The organism is Veillonella parvula, from assembly GCF_040097785.1.
Taxonomy (GTDB): Bacteria; Bacillota; Negativicutes; order Veillonellales; family Veillonellaceae; genus Veillonella; species Veillonella parvula_D.
The window spans coordinates 227,020-246,092 of sequence record NZ_JBBNNS010000003.1; the positions used below are offsets into that span (position 1 = coordinate 227,020).

The following is a 19,073-nucleotide window of genomic DNA, read 5'->3' on the forward strand; positions in this document are numbered from 1 at the left end:
ACGGGCTTTCTTTATTTTACATAGGTTAAATATATTGTCGTGGTACGCGCTCTGAGAATCCACAAAAGATCTCATAAGGAATTGTAGAAGCAAGGGCTGCAATTTCTAAAGCAGAAATGCTTTCATGACCTTGAGACCCTAGAAGCACCACCTTATCGCCAGGCTTTACCGTGATTGTATCCGGAACAGAAACCATGAATTGATCCATACAAATACGACCTACTACGGGACAACGAGTGCCATGAATCAGTACGGTGCCCCGATTGGATAAACTACGAGGGTAGCCATCCGCATAGCCTACAGGGATAGTAGCAATTGTCATTGGCTCAGGTGTGATATAGGTAGATCCATATCCAATGCCTTCGCCAGCAGGGATATGTTGTACATGAACAACTTCACTATGGAAAGATAAAACAGGTTTTAAGCCCAATCGATTTGGCACATCAAGGGATGGCATGATACCGTATTGAATAATACCAGGACGAGCATCTGTGAATAGACTATCTTTGACAGATAAAAGACCTGCACTGTTGGCGAGGGAGAAACGGTAATCTGCTTCTGGACGGAATGCTCGTATTTCATCTACCATGCGATGAAATTTTTGCGTTTGGCTATGGGCGTGTGATTGATCCGCCGCATCAGCATTGCTCATGTGGGAGAAGAATCCGTCTATTTCCAAATTTTCGTAGGACTCAATGCGTTTGATAAACTCAATGGCATCCTCAGGCTTGATACCGATGCGATGCATGCCTGTATCGACAGCAACAGCAACGCGAATAATCATGTCGTGATTATCGGCTACTTTATCGAGTGATTCCAAGTCGGTAGATTCACAAACGGCAGGAATCGAATTAGTGTCTGCCACAAGTTCAAAGGATTGTGGCCTTGTGAGTCCCAATAAATAAATAGGTACCATAATACCTGCATTGCGAAGTGGTACGGATTCTTCTGGAATAGCAACGGCTAAGGATTCGTAACCTTCCTCCACAGCAATACGGCCCATCATAACGCTGCCGTGGCCGTAGCCATTTGCCTTGATGACAGCTGTGGACGTGCTCCATTCAGGTAAACTATCTTTAATTTTGCGCAAATTCTCGCGAACGAGACTTGTATTTATGGTCAAATAGGTAGGTCTCATTGTATTCCTCAATTCTATATAACATTACTTTTATTTTATAACTTTTGGGGAATTACACAATACTTTTGTGAAAGTTATATACAGAAAAATGAGTTTTATTTTGAATTTTATAGGCTTTATACATATATTATATACAATAATTGTGAAAGTATACTAATTAGTTGTGAAAGTATATTAATTGGTATAGGTAGTTGATATATAATAGAAGTTATTTTAGTATAAAATTATATAAATAATAGTATAATTTATATAGAAGTGGTATTACCTATGTTTTAGGCTATTCAATTTAGGAGGTTCTCATGAGCGAACGTGTAGTAGTGGTAAATGCAGGCAAAATGAATTATGACCATGCATTGGATTTCTCCATATTATCTAATGATGTGCAGGTCTACGAAGATAGTACGAATGCTGAGCTTATTGAACGGATTCAAGGTGCTCGTGTTGTGGTTACAAAAGAATTGCCTGTAAGTACCGAATTGCTTTCACAATTTCCTGATACTGTAGAGCTTATCGTAGAAGCAGGTACTGGCTATAATAATATTGACCTTGATGCAGCAAAGAAAAAGGGAATCACTGTGTGCAATATTCCTGCGTATAGCACAGAGCGTGTAGCACATACGGTGATCATGATAATCCTCAATTTTGCATCTACCATGCAGCAACAAATTGGTATGCTTGTTAAAGGTGATCGCAGCAATTTCACGAAATACCTTCAAGTGAGCCATACAGAAGTGAATGGTAAAACCTTAGGTGTTGTCGGAGCTGGTCACATCGGTATGGAAGTAATCAAAGTAGCAAAAGCACTAGGCATGAACATCTTAGTGCATACACGTACACCAAAGGCTGATGGCGATGGCATTCGTTATGTGAGCCTTGATGAATTGCTAGAAAATAGTGACTATATTTCCTTACATTGCCCGCTAAATGACCAAACTAAACATCTTATTAATAAAGAAACAATCAGTAAGATGAAACCTAATGCGGTCATTGTGAATACGGGCCGTGGACCTCTCATTAATGAAAAGGATCTTTGTGAAGCATTAGCCGCTAAACGCATTGCTGGAGCCGGTCTTGATGTACAGGAGGTAGAGCCTCCTGCAGAGGATAGTCCTCTCTATACACTAGATAATGTTATCATTACTCCGCACATGGGTTGGAAAGGCCTTGAAACACGTCAACGCTTGGTAGGCATTATTCGAGATAATGTACAAGCCTTCTTTAAGGGTGAACCAATTAATGTTGTATCTTGATAAATTTTAAATAATTATATAATAGGTTCTATAACGGCATGGAAGTAATTGTCTAATTCTGTAGGCGATTCTTTCATGCCGTTTTTTACCCACCATAACACCATTTCCACAAAGCTACCTGAAATATGATTGATAATAAAGTCATCTGGTAGATTTGTATTTGCCTTACGGTCTTGGTTGATGAAATATCCTTGCACCAACTCATTTAGATGATCTCTAAAATAGCGCAAAAAGATTTCGTTATTATCACTAGCTAGTAACTCAAGGATCTTATTTTCGTTTTGTTGCAAATGTTGTAATAAATGACCAAATACCGAAACAGGATGAATACTTTGTTGATAAAGCCCATGAGCATGCGGTAAGTGATTAATACTATCTTTTATATGTAAAAATAAGTCTTCGCAGAGTGCTTCTAGCAATGCTTCTTTTGTGTCGAAATGAGCATAAAAGGTGGTGCGGCCAATGTCTGCGGCACTAATGATTTCTTGAACGGTGATTTTGTCATACGCCTTATTAGATAATAATTCGTTAAAAGCTATAAATATGGCTTTGCGAGTTTTTTTCTGTCTACGATCCATATTAACTCCTGTCGTTCTTTTAGTACAGAATAGCGTATATGTTCTGTAATGAACATATACGCTGTTTTATATATTGTATTAAATCCATAGGTTGATACAATTAAAATGAACAGAGTGTTCGCTATCGTAATTATTGTACTGTAAGTGTAGTCATAATTCAATTCATATTGGTAGTGAAAGTCTGATAAGGGGATTGTTGTATGGTACATCGAATACATGATATATTATCTGGTTTATATATGACAATTTTAGCGGGGCTATTTTTACTGCTTGATGGAATTCCGCATTTGATAGAGGAGTTTGGTGGACAAAGGTCTTTTCAAAATATATTTCCTGTTGAGCCTTCCTGGGTTACCGTTATTATATGTGGTTTTCCTCTTGTGTATTTATCCATTCGAAGGATTGTATATAATAAGGGGATTAGTAAAATATCATCAGCTCTATTGATTTCCATGGCTATGTTTGCAGCCATTGCCATTGGCGATATATTTGCGGCTGGTGAGGTAGCGTTTATTATGGCTTTAGGGGCCCTCCTTGAAGAAGCAACTACAGAGCGAGCAAAAAAAGGGTTAAAGAAGTTAATTTCATTAGCACCTGTTAAGGGCCGTAAAATACAGGCTAACAAGGAAATAATGGTTCCTGTAGAGTCTATACAAAGCGGTGATTATTTACGAATCCTTCCGGGCGAAACAATCCCTGTAGATGGACGGATCATTAATGGTGAAACAACGGTAGATCAATCCATTATGACAGGAGAGTCTATACCTGTTGATAAAACAATTGATGATGATGTATTTGGCGGAACGATTAACTGTTTTGGTGCCATAGATATTATAGCTACCAAAGTGGGCGAAGATAGTTCTATTCAAAAAATGATTCAGCTTATTAGAAATGCAGAACAGAAACAGGCTCCTATTCAGCGTATAGCTGATACTGTTGCTAGTCGATTGGTTCCTATTGCATTGTTGATTGCTTGCATAGGCTATCTAGTAACTGGAAATATCATCGTCGGTGTTACTGTGTTGGTAGTGTTTTGTCCTTGTGCATTGGTGCTTGCTACACCTACTGCGGTTATGGCCGCTATTGGTCAAGCTACTAAACATGGCGTTATTATTAAATCTGGTGAAATTCTTGAAACTATGGGAAAAGTAGACACCATGGCATTTGATAAAACCGGTACTTTAACACGTGGCCAGTTAGCGGTTCAATCTATTTTAGCCGTTGATACAGATTATAGTGAGATTGATATTCTTCAATTAGCTGCATCTGCAGAGGCTAAGAGCGAACATCCTATTGGTAAAGCTATCGTTTCTCATGCGATAGAGCAAGATTTAGAAATACTTGATACGACTTCGTTTACGATGTCTGTAGGTAAAGGGATTATAGCCGTAATAAAAGGTCGAGAATTATATTGTGGAAATGAACGATTCCTTGAAGAGTATAATATTATTGTCAGTGAGTCTATTCAAAAAGTCATTAATGTATATCGAAGTGAAGGAAAGGTATCTGTTATTATTGCAGATAGAGAGCATATTATAGGTATCATTACATTATCTGATACAATGCGAAATGATGCGATAAATATGATATCTGATATCTCAAGCTTAGATATGACAACAGTATTACTTACTGGTGATAGTAAAGCAGCCGCTACATATATTGGAAAGAAATTTGGTGTTTCCGAAATACATGCGGCGCTTTTACCAGGAGAAAAAGTAAGTATTATTGAAGCATTGCAAGGGAAACATCACAAGGTTTGTATGGTTGGCGACGGAATTAACGATGCTCCGGCTATGAAGACTGCTGATGTGAGTATTGCAATGGGGACTATTGGTAGTGATATTGCCATAGAAACAGCAGACATTGCTTTGATGAGTGATGACCTTAGTAAAATTCCTTATATTAAACGATTATCAGATGCTACGATTAAAACTATAAAATTTAGTATTGCTTTATCAATGGTCATTAATTGTATCGCTATTATTCTCTCATTGCTTGAGGTTTTGACGCCTACTACAGGTGCATTAGTGCATAATGTGGGATCTTGTTTAGTGGTCCTCATCGCTGCCCGTTTGTATGATAGAAAGTTTATTTAAATGCAATAAGAGCCGTCCCCGGTTGTATGGGGGCGGCTCTATTGATTAGGGCTATCATAGATCAAGTCTTGGTATATATATTTATATATATCAAGGGAGGTAGTTATCCTCAAACTTGATTATGATTGATGTTGTGTTTTGATGGGACTCCACCAATGGCGTCTATAGGCCTTGATGCCTTCCACCACGGTTCTTGTCGCTTTAGCTGCAATATCTTTCGTTGCAGCCGGGATGCCCTCTAGGCGATAGGGAATACCTAACTCCTTATATTTAGCAATACCCATAACGTGATAAGGTAAGCAATCAACGGCTTGTAAATTTTTCAGAGATCCTAGAAAAAAGCCTAGACGATAGTGACGATCGGCATTATCTGTAATCGTAGGGACTACTACGTGACGAACCCAAATCGGAACTTCCACGTCTGCCGTCAATCGAGCAAACCCGAGAATGGGCTCTAACGGTTTACCCGTTAACCATAAATGCTTGGCTGGATCGATTTCCTTAATGTCTAGGATGACGAGACTAGTTACACTGAGTAATTTACGGTATGCCACCTCTTGGTGGGGGTCAAAACAAATTCCACTTGTATCTAAACAGGTATGGACGTTTCTTTCACGGAAATATGTGAAAAGCTCAATAACAAAGTCGATTTGCATAAGAGCTTCCCCACCTGTGACGGTGATACCACCATTAGTATAAAATTGGTGGTTACGTTCGTACTGGTCCCATAATTCCTTTACGGTCATGAATTTAGCATTATCGCTAGTTTCATCCCATGTATCAGGATTATGGCAATAAGCACAGCGCATGGGGCATCCTTGAAGAAATACCACCATGCGCATGCCTGGACCATCAACCGTACCCATCGTTTCAACCGAATGAATACGTCCAGTCATAGGAAACCTCGATTAGATACGTTGATGGAATGTACGGGAAATAACTTCGTCCTGTTGTTGTTTTGTCAATTTGTTGAAGTGCACCGCATAGCCGGATACACGAATCGTCAATTGAGGGTACAACTCAGGATGTTTTTGAGCGTCTAACAATGTTTCACGAGTAAACACGTTAACGTTCAAATGATGGCCGCCTTTTTGGGAATAACCATCCAATAACTCTACCAAGTTATCAACTTGTTGGTTGCTCATGGGTATAACCTCCTTTCAACCAAGACTAACACTCGTATCGGTGCCGGTGAAAGCAGTTCGATACTGTGGAAGATTTTATTTATCTTCCTCTATAGTAACATTTGGTTCGCTACATGCGAAATTTGTATTGCTGTTAGGTAATTGAGATGGATCTAACTCAATATCAAAATCGCTGACGGAAACAAATGTTTCACCAGATTTACCTAATGCGTCCGGAATGATAGAGAAGGTATTAGAAATACCATCGGAGCAATCACGCCATGGCATTTTAGCTACGGATGCCAACGAGGATACAGCACCGTGAGAATCACGACCGTGCATTGGGTTCGCGCCAGGAGCGAAAGCTTCGCCAGCTTTACGGCCGTCTGGAGTAGAACCTGTAGCAGTACCATATACTACGTTGGAAGTAATTGTTAACAAGCTCATAGTTGGAACGGATTGACGATATGTAGGATGTTTACGAATCTTGTTCATAAATGTGGAAACAACCTTTGCTGCCAAGCTATCTACACGGTCATCATCGTTACCATATTTAGGGAAGTCACCTTCGATTTCGAAATCAACAGCGATGCCATTTTCGTCACGAATAGGTTTTACCTTAGCATATTTAATAGCGGATAAGGAGTCTGCTACTACGGATAAACCAGCGATACCAGTTGCAAACCAACGAGTTACTTTGCGGTCATGCAATGCCATTTCTAGTTTTTCATAAGCATATTTATCGTGCATGTAGTGAATGATGTTCAATGCATTTACATATACGCCTGCCAACCATTCCATCATGTCGTCGAATTTTTCCCATACTTCGTCAAATTCTAAGTACTCGGAAGTGATAGGGCGGTATTTAGGACCAATTTGTTTCTTCAACTTTTCGTCAACGCCACCGTTGATAGCGTAAAGCAAGCATTTAGCCAAGTTGGAACGAGCACCAAAGAATTGCATTTCTTTACCGATACGCATTGGGGATACGCAACATGCGATGGCGTAGTCATCACCAGAGTTAGGACGCATCAATTCGTCATTTTCGTATTGAATGGAAGATGTTTCAATGGATAATTTCGCACAGAAACGGCGGAAACCGATAGGCATGCGAGGGGACCATAATACAGTGAGGTTTGGCTCTGGAGCAGGGCCAAGGTTAGTCAATGTATGTAGGTAACGGAAGGACATCTTAGAAACCAATGTACGGCCGTCAGTACCCATACCACCGATGGATTCAGTGGTCCAAACAGGGTCACCTGTGAACAAATTGTTGTATTCGTGGATACGTGCGAAGCGAACCATGCGCAATTTCATGATGAAATGGTCTACGAATTCTTGGATTTGTTCCTCTGTGTATGTGCCGTTGCGAAGGTCTCGTTCCGCATAGATATCGAGGAATGTGGAGTTACGACCAATGGACATAGCAGCACCGTTTTGCTCTTTAATAGCACCAAGATAGCCGAAGTAAATCCATTGCATAGCTTCGCGAACATCCTTAGCTGGTTTGGAAATATCATAGCCATAGGACGCTGCCATCTCTTTCAATTCTTTCAAAGAACGGATTTGATCTTGTATTTCCTCACGGTCGCGAATAACATCTTCTAGCATGTCACCCATTGTAATGCTAAATTGTTCTTTTTTATCTTCAATGAGATAATCAACACCGTAAAGAGCGATACGGCGATAGTCACCGATAATACGACCGCGGCTGTACGCATCTGGCAAACCAGTTACAATGTGAGCGGTACGTGCAGCTCGCATTTCTGGAGTATATACATCAAATACGCCATCATTGTGCGTTTTGCGATGTTTCTTGAAGAAGTCCTCTGTTTGCGGATCCATTTTGAAGCCGTATTCTTCAATAGCGGATTTTGCTGTGCGCAAGCCACCATATGGGAACATAGCGCGTTTTAAAGGTTTGTCAGTTTGCAAACCAACGATTGTTTCACGTTCTTTGTCGATATATCCTGGCGCATGGGCAGTAATGTGTGTGGCCACAGAAGTATCAGCATCGAGCATGCCGCCTTTTTCACGTTCTTCTTCATAAAGCTTCATTACTTGTTCCCACAATTTTGTTGTTCGTTCTGTAGGACCAGCAAGGAAGGAATCGTCCCCTTCATAGGGAATATAGTTTCTTTGAATAAAGTCGCGTACATCAACGGCTTTATCCCACACACCTGTGTTAAAATCTTTCCATGCAGTATGTTGCATTTTGCACCTCCATAAAAGGATATAACTATAGATTTCTATGCCTATAGTGTACAATGTTTGTAACAATTCCACAATGAATAGATGATATAGATTTTCAATAAATACTATGCGATTTTGTGAAGTATCTCATAAATTTCCATAAGCTAAATTGTTTAAATACACCAGTATATATAGGCTTATATGGGATTTTGCTTTTTGCAATTTCATTTAATGTATATATAATAATATGAAATTGCATATCAATATTAATAAAGGAAATAAAAATTTTATTAAAGAGGATGAAGGCGGATTATTCAATAGTATGATTGGATAGTTTATATTTGTGTACTGTTCGGAGGCCGTTTATATCTTGTACAGAATCAGCCTGCAAGTCTTTATAAATGCATGTATATTGTAATGCTACGGAACGTTGCCAGCCAGGAAAACAAGCGTTTCTTTTCTTCACTGACACTATATACTATACTCTGAGCAGCTCTTGTTGAAGAGTAACTGATATTGCTTAAAATAGGAGGTCACATTATGGATTTTAATGAAAAATTACGGGAGTATAGAACACAATCTGGATTATCTCAGGGGAAATTAGCAGAAACACTTAATGTGTCGAGACAGGCCATAACAAAGTGGGAATCGGGCAATGGAATGCCGGATATTTCAAATTTAAAGGCCCTTTCAGGTGTATTCAATGTCTCTGTGGATGAATTGCTTTCAGAAGAAGCGGTTAAACCTCGATATCCTTATGAAAGCATCGTAGAATATGATATCGATGAGATAAAACATTTCGATATTAAACTGGGTTCTGTTAATTGCGTAAAAATGAGAGCTGGAGAGGGTGAGAAGATAAAGGTTCAATTGGTCAGTGATACTATTGAAAATTTGACGGAACTGGTGAAAGTAAAAATCGATGATATCAAAAGGCGTATCGATGTGGATGTAAATTGTTCCAAATCCTTATCTGAAGAGCTTGTAAAAGAACATTTGTGGATTTTTATAAATTTGCCTGAAAAATATATGGGAGATACGGAGCTAGCGACCCATTGTGAAAAACTAGAGCTATTTGATATTATTAGTGAAAAGTTTGAGCTAGACGGAGCGGTTAAAGAAATTTATATTGCCGGCGGTAACAGTCATATAGAGCTGGATAACAACTCTCCAATGGAGATATATGTAGCGGATTATACGGGGCGAATTGATGTGAATCAGATATCGGCGAAATCTCGGCTGCATGTCCCTCACGAGTATGCTTTCAAAGCGGTGAAAAAAGGTATTCGTACTAAATTGCTCTTTGAAGATCGTGGACATCTTGTAGACGATTTTTCTGTGTCTGAATCAGAAAATCAAATTGAAATTAATGGAATCAATAGTGAACTTACAATAGTCAAGTTAAGTGAATAGTTGTATTAACTACATAGACATATCTGCTACATAGTTTTCATAAAGCGTTATTACTTTTTCTAACGACTTTGTTACACATTTTGTAGGTCCCATAAGGAACAAAGCATCCCCTTCATAGGAATAAAAAATATGATTTAATTTATTGTAGTGTTAGGGGTATATTATGGTACTATTGAGATAGTGTTATTAAGCTATAAAACATGTAGATAACATGATCTTGGTAGAATGAATCAAGATAGAAATAATTTGGATAGAATATACGTTAATCAAAGTGGATTATAAGATTGTATAGGCGAATGCTATTGAAAGGTGGATGTTAATGACAAATCGAAAGAAAGCACTTTTAGGTGCTTCTGCTACTATTGCGGTGTGGGCTACTGCATTTCCTTTCAGTAAAATAGCATTACAGTCAGTAGATTCATTGACATTGTCTGTGGCAAGGGTCATGGGTGGCGCTTTACTTATGCTGGTAATCGGTGTTGTAAAAGGGCTACATATACCGACAACATGGCGTGAGTGGGGACTATATATTCTGTTAGGTGCTACAGGGAATTTTCTTTACCAAGTTGTATTTAATGAAGGCTTGCGCACAATTCCAGCGGCCACATCCAGTATTATTATGGCCTTGACTCCGATGACGACAGCACTGATGGCCACGATTATTTATAAGGATACAATACGACCTATAGGATGGCTATTTACCATAACTGCATTTATAGGTGTAGCCATAATTATTCTATGGAATTCCGCCCTTACTATTCCTGTAGGAGCCTTGTGGACTTTGTTAGGGATGATACTCTTTGCAGTGTATAATATTCTAAATCGTGGACTTAGTTTAAAGGGACATAAGCCTATCACTATCGCCATGTGGTCTATGTTTACGGGGGCTATTATGGCATTGCCCTTTGCGGAACATGCTATTGAATTGATTGTGGTGGCACCGATTAGTGCAAAATTTGCTATGGCCTATTTAGCATTCCTATCTAGTGCGTTAGGCTTTGTATTCTGGAGCTATGCCTTGGAACATGCTGAAAAGGTTTCTGATGTAACTAATTTTATGTATATCTCGCCTATAGTGGCAGCTATTGTAGCAGCCTTCTTATTGGGGGAAATACCTAATATGGGTCTCTATATAGGGGCGCCTGTCATTTTAGGATCCCTATATCTCTTTAATCGATATAGATAATTTATTTTTGTTAGTGTTTGAATTGGTTCAGCTTGATGTAAAAAAATAAAATTAGATAAATAGGGATGTGAACCCTTATAAGATAAGAGCTATATAATAAAAGAACCTCAACCTTTTAACTGGTGAGGTTCTTTTTTGGTTTGACAGTCCTTATAAATTGTAGTAATCTAAGTACATAATTAAATCATACCTTATAGATATGTTTTAAATTTAAAATTAATTCCTACTGAATTGTAGGAAAAGAGGTGGTACAGTGATTGCTATACGAAATGTAACGAAAGAGTTTGATGTTAATAAGCAAAAGGTTACTGCATTATCTGATGTAAACTTTACCATAGAAAAAGGCGACATATTTGGCATTATTGGCTTTAGTGGAGCCGGTAAATCTACACTGTTACGCATGATTAATGCTTTAGAGGTACCTACCTCTGGTCATGTTGAAATAGATGGTGTGAATATCAATGGTTTAAGTTTTAACGAGCTCAGAAAGGTTCGTAAGCGCATCGGCATGGTGTTTCAACAGTTCAATTTATTGAATGCTAAATCTGTGTATGATAATGTGGCGATTCCATTAATTCTAAATAAAGTTCCTAAATCAGAGATTGATAATAAGGTTAAAACCTTGTTAGACTTTGTTGATTTAGGTGATAAAGCAAATGCCTATCCAGGAGAATTATCTGGTGGTCAAAAGCAGCGCGTTGGTATTGCTCGTGCGTTGGCTACAGATCCATCAATTCTGCTTTGCGATGAAGCAACAAGTGCTCTTGATCCAGATACAACAGAGTCTATTCTTCAATTATTAGAACGCGTTAATCGTGAACTAGGGGTAACAGTCGTTATCGTAACTCATGAGATAGATGTAATCCAAAAGATATGTAATCGCGTTGTAGTTATGGAACATGGGAAGCTTATCGAGAGAGGTTCTGTACTTGAGGTGTTTAGTAAACCTAAGCATGAAACAACAAAACGATTTGTTAGGACTGTTATTCCTGATGAAATCCCATCTACAGTTAAACATACCTTGGCTTGTGATAAAAGGCCTTACACAATACTTAAAATGCACTTCTTAGGAAATAATACAACTGATAATGTGCTATATCATATTAATAAAACTTTTGATTTAGAAACGAGTGTGTTGTTTGCTACGGTAACAGAGTTAGAGCATACGGTACTTGGAATTTTCATCGTTCAGTTCATTGGTGATGATCTTGAAGTGGGCAAGGTAAAAGAGTATCTTGTGACACAAGGCATTGAATGGCAGGAGGTGGCACTATAATGGATTTCTTTATGCAAGAACTTGGCGTTCCCGGTTCGCAGTTATTACTAGCTGCAGAACAAACATTATATATGGTGTTCCTGTCTTTATTCATTGGTACAATACTAGGGTTAATTATTGCAGTTACACTGGTGGTAACAAATCCTAATGGGATTGTTAAAAATAGTGTTGTTTATACCATTACAAATACAATTGTTAATATCGTGCGTTCCGTACCATTTATCATCTTGATGGTGTTTATCTTACCGTTGACTAAGATGATTGTTGGTACTCGTGTGGGCACAACGGCGGCTATTGTACCGCTTGTTATATTCATTGCGCCTTATCTTGCTCGACTCTTTGAAAACTCTATTTTAGAGGTCAATAAAGGCATTATTGAGGCTGCACAGTCTATGGGGGCCTCTCATTTTGAGGTGATTTGGCATTTCCTTTTACCAGAGGCAAAGGGATCGCTTATCTTATCCATTACAACAGGTACTATAGGTCTTATCGGTGCTACTGCTATGGCTGGTGCCATTGGTGCAGGTGGTGTAGGTGACTTGGCTCTTACCTATGGTTATGAACGGTTGAACTTCCCATTGATGCTATTTACCGTTGTTATTTTAATTATTTTTGTTCAAATTATTCAAACAATAGGTAACTACTTTGCACGTCGTGCGCGTCGTTCCTAATTTGATGAAATAGATTTTAGTTATATGGATTGTGAAAGTATAGGAGAATGTACTATGAAATTTAAAAAATTCCTTGCCCTTGGTATGGCATTAGTATTTAGCGTAGCTTTTATCGCAGGTTGCGGCTCTAATAATAGCGATAATGGTGCTAAAAAAGAATTAACCTATAGTAAATCTCAAGGCCCTTATTCTGAATTGTTTGAAAAAGGTGTAAAACCAATTTTAGAAAAACAAGGCTATACCTTCAAAGGTGTAGATATGTCTGACTTGGTACAAGCAGACCAAGTATTGAGTGATGGTGAAGTTGATTTTAATGTTGAACAACATACAGCATACATGAAAAACTTCAACGAAAAACAAAATGGTCATCTTGTAGCATTGACCCCAATTCCAACAGTGCCAGCTGGTATCTTTAGTGGTTCTAAGACATCTTTAGATCAAGTAGCTGATGGCGATACTATTGCAGTTCCTAATGATGCGTCTAACATGGCTCGTGCCTATGCGTTGTTGCAAAAAATCGGTTGGATTAAACTTGATCCTAATAAAGACTTAGCGACAGTCACACAAGCAGATATTATTGAAAATCCTAAACATCTTAAATTTACAGAAATGAAGTCCCTTACAATTCCTTCTGTACGTACTGATTTTGATTATATTGTTATTACAGGAGCTATTATTTATAATGCAAAAATTGACCCTAAATCTGCATTGGCAAATGAAGATGTATTGCCACAATGGTTATTACAACTTGTAGTAAACGAGAAAAACAAAGAGGCTCAATGGGCAAAAGACATTGTAGCAGCTTATCATTCTCAAGAATTTAAGGATTACATGGAAAAAAATAATAACGGTTTATGGTTTGTACCAAAAGGTGAATAAATAAGAGAACCACCGATAAGTTGCAGCTTATCGGTGGTTCTTTTTTCCTATAATTCTATTGTATGGTAATACAAAAAATAAACCAATTAACAGTCAATAACGTCCAATCAAGCGGACAAATGAGTGTTAATCAGTTTATGATTAACAATAGTATACTAAACGAAAAAGATTTAGACAAGCTTCAAAAACAATATAATTATCAGTACTATCAAGCTGCGTGTCATGGGTCGTCACATGATTTTGATTTGTTTGATTTAGGTGCTATTAGGTTAACTACGGAACAAGGTTTGAATAAAATAAGGGTTTCACCTAATGATTTTAATTTATATGAAATTATATATTATAATAAAAAGCAGAATTACTGCTGCTGCTGTACATAAAGGTACAGGTAGTCAGACCAGTAATTCTGCTTCTATGGTTACTATATATGAAATGACGAAAGATATCAATGATGGATATGGAACCCTTCACATTGATGTTAATGGCAATCCTGAATTTTATATACTTATTCCTGCCACATAGTTTTCGTATAGTTCTTTATAGTGACCACCGCGTTTGATGAGTTCGTGGTGTGTTCCTTGTTCTGTGATAGTGCCGGTAAAAATCCAAGTATCTTGCAGTACCATGCCTACCGTGTTGTGTAAGCTTTCACGAGATACGTCGCGAATATCTACGCCATCGTTGATGATTGTGGCCGTTAAGGTTGGTATATATAATGTGCCTGCCACGGTGAGTAACGAAAGAATTGATACGATAATGACTGGAAACCATAAAGATTTTATATAGCGTATAAAAGGTTTCATTTAAATCCTTTCAGTAATTTTAGTTAAATTAATAATTTTCGATATTTATATTGTATTGTATAAAACCAAAAATATCTAGTAAAAACTATTACTAAAAGTTTAGTATTAATCAATAAGTATTATGACGAATATTATATTCTCACTAAAAAAATTCTGCTATACTGTATTAGCAATTTTGCAGTTTTATTTTTAGTAAGGAGTGTTCTTAATGAAGTTGAATTGGAAATTATTTGCACCGCTTGTAGTAGCTATTCTTGTATGGCTCATCGGTGCTCCTGAAGGTCTTAGCGCAAATTCTTGGATTTATGTAAGTATTTTTGCAGGCCTTGTGGTGGGGTTGATTTTAGAACCAATGCCACCAGCTTTCATCGGTATCATTGCTGTTACCGTATCTATGTTATTTAAGGTTGGTCCAGCACCTATTATAGACAAAGCAACTGGTGTAGCAAAGGCTATTACGGATGCCCAAGCTATCAGCTGGGGACTTAGCGGTTTCTCTAATGCTATCGTGTGGTTGATATTCGCAGCATTTATGATCGGTATCGGTTATGAAAATTCTGGTCTTGGTCGACGTATTGCATTGTTCCTCGTAGCCAAGCTTGGAAAGTCCTCTTTAGGCCTTGGGTATGCTATTGCTATTACTGACCTTGTGTTGGCTCCATTTATTCCAAGTAATGCGGCTCGTTCTGGTGGTACGATTTATCCAATTGTATCTAGTATTTGTCCGATGTTCGATTCTTACCCCGATAAGAATCCTCGTAAAATTGGTTCCTATTTGAACTGGGTAGCATTGGCAACAACTTGTGTATCTAGCTCTATTTTCTTGACTGGTGCGGCGCCAAATCCATTGGCTCTTGAATTGTCTGCAAAGTCGGGTATCGTAGCTGCCAACTGGGGCACATGGTTCCTAGCATTCTTGCCAGTGGGTATTATACTATTTATCATCACACCATTATTGACCTATGTATTCTGTAAACCGGAGGTAAAAGGGTCCCCTGAAATTGCAGCATGGGCAAGGGATGAATATAAGAAATTAGGTTCCATGACACGCAGTGAAATCTTCATGGCCTTGATTTCTGTATTGGCTCTTGTGTTGTGGATTGGTGCTTCTACATTTAAAGTGAACCCAACTACAACAGCTTTGATTGTTATTATCTTGATGATTTTCACCAAGATTATGACATGGCAAGACTTCCTTGCTAACAAACCAGCATGGAATGTTTTGACTTGGTTCGCTACACTCGTACCTATGGCTGCGGGTCTTAAAAACGTAGGCTTTTTGGAGTGGCTTGCTAAATCTGCAGGTGGTTCTTTAGTATCCTTAGATCCCACAATGGCAGTTCTTGGTTTGTTATTAGCATTCTGCTTGCTTCGTTACTTCTTTGCTTCTGGCACCGCTTATGTAACTGCCATGGTAGGCTTATTTGCTACTCTAATTCTTCAGATTCCTAGTGTTGATCCAGCTCAAGTTATGTTGATTCTTTTAGTACCAATGGGTATTATGGGTATCCTTACACCATATGGTACTGGTCATAGCCCAATTTGGTTTGCTAGTGGTTATAATAAAGGCCCTGAATTCTGGAAATTAGGTGCTATCTTTGGGATTATCTACCTTGCGATATTTATTGTGGTGGGTATTCCATGGATTCAGTTCGTAATGCCACTTTTAGGATAGGCTTTCCGCCGCCATATGTCTCTCTGCGCTCCATTCGCTGCAAGTCGCTGGACAGACATATGGCGGCTTCTTTTATCCTGAAATGGCAATACTCACTTTGGGAAAAGCAAGTCGAGCTTACAGAACGCTACGAGGGGCTTCCTTTATATCCGAAAATGGCATAGCTCACTTCGGGAGGGCAAGTCGCTGGACAGACATATGGCGGCTTCTTTTATCCTGAAATGGCAATACTCACTTTGGGAAAAGCAAGTCGAGCTTACAGAACGCTACGAGGGGCTTCCTTTATATCCGAAAATGGCATAGCTCACTTCGGGAGGGCAAGTCGCTGGACAGACATATGGCGGCTTCTTTTATCCTGAAATGGCAATACTCACTTTGGGAAAAGCAAGTCGAGTTTAAAGAACACTACGAGTAGCTTCCTTTATATCCGAAAATGGCAAAACTCGACAGAACTCGACAAATCTAAAATAATAAATATAATATTGATGTGATAGTAAATATCTTTTTTGGGTTTTCTGATGGAGGTGGTTTATTATTATGTCTGCTACAGAGCGTGTTGTACAGTCGATTTTATATGAGCTGGGCTGTGTTTTGATTGGCTGTTTGGTGATGCAGTTTGTTCCGCATGAGGGGCAGCCTTTGGTCTTGATGATTATTTTTTCCTTGTTGGCGATGGTTTGGAATTTTGTGTTTAACTGGATATTTGATAAACTAGTACCAGGTGACCGATTAGCGCGAGGGCCTGTAATCCGCACAATTCATGCAGTGTTGTTTGAAGGTTTGTTTATGCTTGCCACAGTGCCTATTATTATGTACATGATGCATATGAGCTTTTGGATGGCCTTTGCTACAGATATAACGATGACATTAGTCATATTAGGTTATACTTATATTTATAATTGGGTATATGATCGAGCACGTCTATATTTTGTAGAGGCTTAATTTTAAATGTGAGGTAGGTACCTCTTGTAAAATCTATATCGTATAGTAGGAGGTTCTTATGTCTACAAAATCTATTACGGGCACAGGTCTCTTCTTGGCCGTTGCCTTATTGGCGCAAAGCTTGCGCCTTATGTTTCCATTTATTCCAAACCAAGTGAGCATGTTCCTCATTGGTTCCATTACGTCCGCAACCTTTGTACTTGCCACATGGCGCTATGGATGGAAGAATGGTCTCGTTATCGCTTGGATTGCTCCGGTAGTAGCGCATTTACAAGGCATGTTGCCGTTGCCGCCGTTCATTTTGATTACGGCCCTAGGAACGACAGCGTATGTATTCGTAGCCCACTGGTTAGAACATAAACCAAAGGCATTGCTTATCATTGTGGCTGCTTTGGTAAAAGCCGGCGTACTCTTTGGAGGGTATTCCTTGTTCTTCTCCTTGTTCCAATTTCCACCAAAGATTGTAAATACCATGCTTTTCGTATCTAGTTGGCCGCAATTGGTAACTTCGTCATTAGGTATAATTTTGGCATTACTTATTACTAAACGCACTAAAAATTAGGTCAACTTAACTTAGAGTTATGACAACCCATTCAAAATATATATGACCTTTTAAGGGCACTCAAGACCTATGAGTGCCCATTTTTGTTGACCGTAATCATTGTCTACTTTTATAATTAATATATTGTATACAAATATGAGGAGTTGATAGGAATGAAATTTAATACAAAATGTGTTCACGGCAGTGGCAAACCAGATAGCACTGGTGCAATTTCCCCTGCAATCTATATGTCTAGTACATTTTCCCATCCAAAGTTGGGGGATACAACAGGTTATCAATATTCGCGCGAGTCTAATCCAACGCGTGACCGATTGGAACAATTGATAGCTGGCCTTGAAGAAGGCACAGATGCATTGGCATTTTCCTCCGGTATGGCAGCTGTGGACGCAGTATTCCATCTATTCTCCTCTGGGGATCATATCATCTTGGGTGATGACTTGTACGGTGGCTCTATCCGCATGTTCACGAATATTTACGAGCAAAATGGTATCGAGTTTACGTATGTAGGCACTTCTGATCTTGACGCGGTGAAAGCGGCTTTTAAACCGAATACAAAGGCTGTATATATTGAAACACCGACAAATCCTATGATGGAGATAACCGATATTCGTGCACTTTGTGCATTGACTCACGAACGCAATGCGCTAGTAATCATCGACAATACCTTCTTGAGCCCATACTTCCAAAAACCATTGACCTTGGGTGCCGATATTGTTGTTCATAGTGGTACAAAATTCATCGGTGGTCATCACGATGTAATTTCTGGTTTTACTATTGTAAAAGACGAAGAAATCGCTGCAAAATTGCGTTTAACATATAAAACCGTAGGTGCATGTTTATCTGCTATGGATAGCTGGCTCGTTATTCGCGGTGTAAAAACATTGGCTCTACGCATGGAGCAACATCAAAAGAATGCCATTGCTCTTGCTGAATGGCTAAAAAAACAACCAAAAGTAACTAAAGTTTTGTTCCCAGGCCTTCCAGAACATCCTGGTTATGAAATCAATAAAGCCCAAACAACAGGCTTTGGAGGCATGCTATCCTTTGAAGTAGACAGCGAAGAAACGGCTAAACAAGTATTAGAAGGTATTAAGCTTATTCAATTCGCTGAAAGTCTTGGTGGTACAGAATCCTTGTTGACATACCCTGTAACGCAAACACATCCAGATTTAAAACCGGAAGATGCAGAACGTAAAGGTATTACACGTCGTTTGTTGCGTTTATCTGTAGGGATTGAAGATACAGAAGACTTGATTGCAGACTTGGAACAAGCTTTTAATAAATAAA

The 19,073-nt window shown here is 38.7% G+C and carries 17 protein-coding genes and 1 pseudogene; 12 read left to right on the forward strand and 6 right to left on the reverse strand.

All coding sequences use genetic code 11. The features are described 5' to 3' along the window. Positions 1-25: 25 nt before the first annotated feature. Positions 26-1,138, reverse strand: a complete 1,113-nt coding sequence (alr, locus tag AAA071_RS07240) for an alanine racemase (protein WP_060919386.1) — start codon at positions 1,136-1,138, stop codon at positions 26-28. Positions 1,139-1,437: 299 nt separating this feature from the next. Between alr and AAA071_RS07245 the strand changes: the two genes are divergently transcribed. After that, positions 1,438-2,388: a 2-hydroxyacid dehydrogenase gene (locus tag AAA071_RS07245; RefSeq protein ID WP_316060217.1), complete on the forward strand. Its 951-nt coding sequence runs from the start codon at positions 1,438-1,440 to the stop codon at positions 2,386-2,388. Positions 2,389-2,402: 14 nt separating this feature from the next. Here the strand turns inward: AAA071_RS07245 and AAA071_RS07250 are convergent, their stop codons facing one another. After that, positions 2,403-2,966 carry a TetR/AcrR family transcriptional regulator gene (locus tag AAA071_RS07250; protein ID WP_118091047.1) on the reverse strand — a complete coding sequence of 188 codons (564 nt, stop codon included), beginning with the start codon at positions 2,964-2,966 and terminating at the stop codon, positions 2,403-2,405. A 200-nt stretch (positions 2,967-3,166) separates the two neighbouring features. Here AAA071_RS07250 and AAA071_RS07255 point away from each other — a divergent pair, with 200 nt between their 5' ends. Continuing rightward, on the forward strand, positions 3,167-5,062 hold the full coding sequence (locus tag AAA071_RS07255) for a heavy metal translocating P-type ATPase (protein WP_316581561.1): 1,896 nt from the start codon (positions 3,167-3,169) through the stop codon (positions 5,060-5,062). Between the two features lie 119 nt (positions 5,063-5,181). Here the strand turns inward: AAA071_RS07255 and pflA are convergent, their stop codons facing one another. The 3 genes from pflA to pflB form a co-directional block, all read right to left on the reverse strand. Then, positions 5,182-5,958, reverse strand: coding sequence for a pyruvate formate-lyase-activating protein (gene pflA / locus AAA071_RS07260; RefSeq protein WP_174892183.1), 777 nt, complete (start codon positions 5,956-5,958; stop codon positions 5,182-5,184). A gap of 12 nt (positions 5,959-5,970) precedes the next feature. Further along, positions 5,971-6,207, reverse strand: a complete 237-nt coding sequence (gene grcA3 / locus AAA071_RS07265; protein WP_004693956.1) for an autonomous glycyl radical cofactor GrcA3 — start codon at positions 6,205-6,207, stop codon at positions 5,971-5,973. A gap of 75 nt (positions 6,208-6,282) precedes the next feature. Next, positions 6,283-8,400: a formate C-acetyltransferase gene (pflB, locus tag AAA071_RS07270; protein ID WP_278456681.1), complete on the reverse strand. Its 2,118-nt coding sequence runs from the start codon at positions 8,398-8,400 to the stop codon at positions 6,283-6,285. A gap of 519 nt (positions 8,401-8,919) precedes the next feature. Between pflB and AAA071_RS07275 the strand changes: the two genes are divergently transcribed. The 6 genes from AAA071_RS07275 (at position 8,920) to AAA071_RS07300 (ending at position 14,326) form a co-directional block, all read left to right on the forward strand. Beyond that, entirely contained in the window at positions 8,920-9,792 is an 873-nt protein-coding gene (locus AAA071_RS07275; RefSeq protein ID WP_004693953.1) for a helix-turn-helix domain-containing protein, read from the forward strand. 319 nt (positions 9,793-10,111) lie between these two features. Next, entirely contained in the window at positions 10,112-10,978 is an 867-nt protein-coding gene (locus AAA071_RS07280; protein ID WP_039965380.1) for a DMT family transporter, read from the forward strand. 253 nt (positions 10,979-11,231) lie between these two features. After that, on the forward strand, positions 11,232-12,254 hold the full coding sequence (locus tag AAA071_RS07285; RefSeq protein WP_118091044.1) for a methionine ABC transporter ATP-binding protein: 1,023 nt from the start codon (positions 11,232-11,234) through the stop codon (positions 12,252-12,254). A gap of 71 nt (positions 12,255-12,325) precedes the next feature. Continuing rightward, positions 12,326-12,925: a methionine ABC transporter permease gene (locus tag AAA071_RS07290; protein ID WP_423837869.1), complete on the forward strand. Its 600-nt coding sequence runs from the start codon at positions 12,326-12,328 to the stop codon at positions 12,923-12,925. A gap of 54 nt (positions 12,926-12,979) precedes the next feature. Beyond that, the gene (locus tag AAA071_RS07295) at positions 12,980-13,804 is read left to right on the forward strand and encodes a MetQ/NlpA family ABC transporter substrate-binding protein (protein WP_008602988.1); all 825 of its coding nucleotides are present in this window, start codon (positions 12,980-12,982) and stop codon (positions 13,802-13,804) included. A 312-nt stretch (positions 13,805-14,116) separates the two neighbouring features. Beyond that, positions 14,117-14,326, forward strand: coding sequence for a hypothetical protein (locus AAA071_RS07300; RefSeq protein WP_012863840.1), 210 nt, complete (start codon positions 14,117-14,119; stop codon positions 14,324-14,326). A 59-nt stretch (positions 14,327-14,385) separates the two neighbouring features. Here the strand turns inward: AAA071_RS07300 and AAA071_RS07305 are convergent. Beyond that, a pseudogene (locus AAA071_RS07305) lies at positions 14,386-14,607 on the reverse strand (hypothetical protein); the annotation flags it as partial. Positions 14,608-14,815: 208 nt separating this feature from the next. Here AAA071_RS07305 and AAA071_RS07310 point away from each other — a divergent pair. The 4 genes from AAA071_RS07310 to AAA071_RS07325 all read left to right on the forward strand — a co-directional run bounded on the left by AAA071_RS07310 (position 14,816) and on the right by AAA071_RS07325 (position 19,072). Beyond that, positions 14,816-16,282, forward strand: a complete 1,467-nt coding sequence (locus AAA071_RS07310) for a DASS family sodium-coupled anion symporter (RefSeq protein WP_118091041.1) — start codon at positions 14,816-14,818, stop codon at positions 16,280-16,282. A 537-nt stretch (positions 16,283-16,819) separates the two neighbouring features. Further along, a complete protein-coding gene (locus AAA071_RS07315; RefSeq protein WP_128114419.1) occupies positions 16,820-17,224 on the forward strand; it encodes a PACE efflux transporter in 405 nt (134 codons plus the stop codon). A gap of 58 nt (positions 17,225-17,282) precedes the next feature. After that, positions 17,283-17,786, forward strand: a complete 504-nt coding sequence (locus AAA071_RS07320) for an ECF transporter S component (protein WP_349234101.1) — start codon at positions 17,283-17,285, stop codon at positions 17,784-17,786. A 152-nt stretch (positions 17,787-17,938) separates the two neighbouring features. Next, entirely contained in the window at positions 17,939-19,072 is a 1,134-nt protein-coding gene (locus AAA071_RS07325) for a trans-sulfuration enzyme family protein (RefSeq protein WP_195394476.1), read from the forward strand. The last annotated feature ends 1 nt before the right edge of the window (position 19,073 follow it).

What these genes read in the sequence shown, in the direction of transcription:
- alr (WP_060919386.1), bottom strand. Translation starts at nt 1,138, where the DNA reads ATGAGACCTACCTATTTGACCATAAATACAAGTCTCGTTCGCGAGAAT.
- AAA071_RS07245 (WP_316060217.1), top strand. Translation starts at nt 1,438, where the DNA reads ATGAGCGAACGTGTAGTAGTGGTAAATGCAGGCAAAATGAATTATGAC.
- AAA071_RS07250 (WP_118091047.1), bottom strand. Translation starts at nt 2,966, where the DNA reads ATGGATCGTAGACAGAAAAAAACTCGCAAAGCCATATTTATAGCTTTT.
- AAA071_RS07255 (WP_316581561.1), top strand. Translation starts at nt 3,167, where the DNA reads ATGGTACATCGAATACATGATATATTATCTGGTTTATATATGACAATT.
- pflA (WP_174892183.1), bottom strand. Translation starts at nt 5,958, where the DNA reads ATGACTGGACGTATTCATTCGGTTGAAACGATGGGTACGGTTGATGGT.
- grcA3 (WP_004693956.1), bottom strand. Translation starts at nt 6,207, where the DNA reads ATGAGCAACCAACAAGTTGATAACTTGGTAGAGTTATTGGATGGTTAT.
- pflB (WP_278456681.1), bottom strand. Translation starts at nt 8,400, where the DNA reads ATGCAACATACTGCATGGAAAGATTTTAACACAGGTGTGTGGGATAAA.
- AAA071_RS07275 (WP_004693953.1), top strand. Translation starts at nt 8,920, where the DNA reads ATGGATTTTAATGAAAAATTACGGGAGTATAGAACACAATCTGGATTA.
- AAA071_RS07280 (WP_039965380.1), top strand. Translation starts at nt 10,112, where the DNA reads ATGACAAATCGAAAGAAAGCACTTTTAGGTGCTTCTGCTACTATTGCG.
- AAA071_RS07290 (WP_423837869.1), top strand. Translation starts at nt 12,326, where the DNA reads ATGGTGTTCCTGTCTTTATTCATTGGTACAATACTAGGGTTAATTATT.
- AAA071_RS07295 (WP_008602988.1), top strand. Translation starts at nt 12,980, where the DNA reads ATGAAATTTAAAAAATTCCTTGCCCTTGGTATGGCATTAGTATTTAGC.
- AAA071_RS07300 (WP_012863840.1), top strand. Translation starts at nt 14,117, where the DNA reads ATGATTTTAATTTATATGAAATTATATATTATAATAAAAAGCAGAATT.
- AAA071_RS07310 (WP_118091041.1), top strand. Translation starts at nt 14,816, where the DNA reads ATGAAGTTGAATTGGAAATTATTTGCACCGCTTGTAGTAGCTATTCTT.
- AAA071_RS07315 (WP_128114419.1), top strand. Translation starts at nt 16,820, where the DNA reads ATGTCTGCTACAGAGCGTGTTGTACAGTCGATTTTATATGAGCTGGGC.
- AAA071_RS07320 (WP_349234101.1), top strand. Translation starts at nt 17,283, where the DNA reads ATGTCTACAAAATCTATTACGGGCACAGGTCTCTTCTTGGCCGTTGCC.
- AAA071_RS07325 (WP_195394476.1), top strand. Translation starts at nt 17,939, where the DNA reads ATGAAATTTAATACAAAATGTGTTCACGGCAGTGGCAAACCAGATAGC.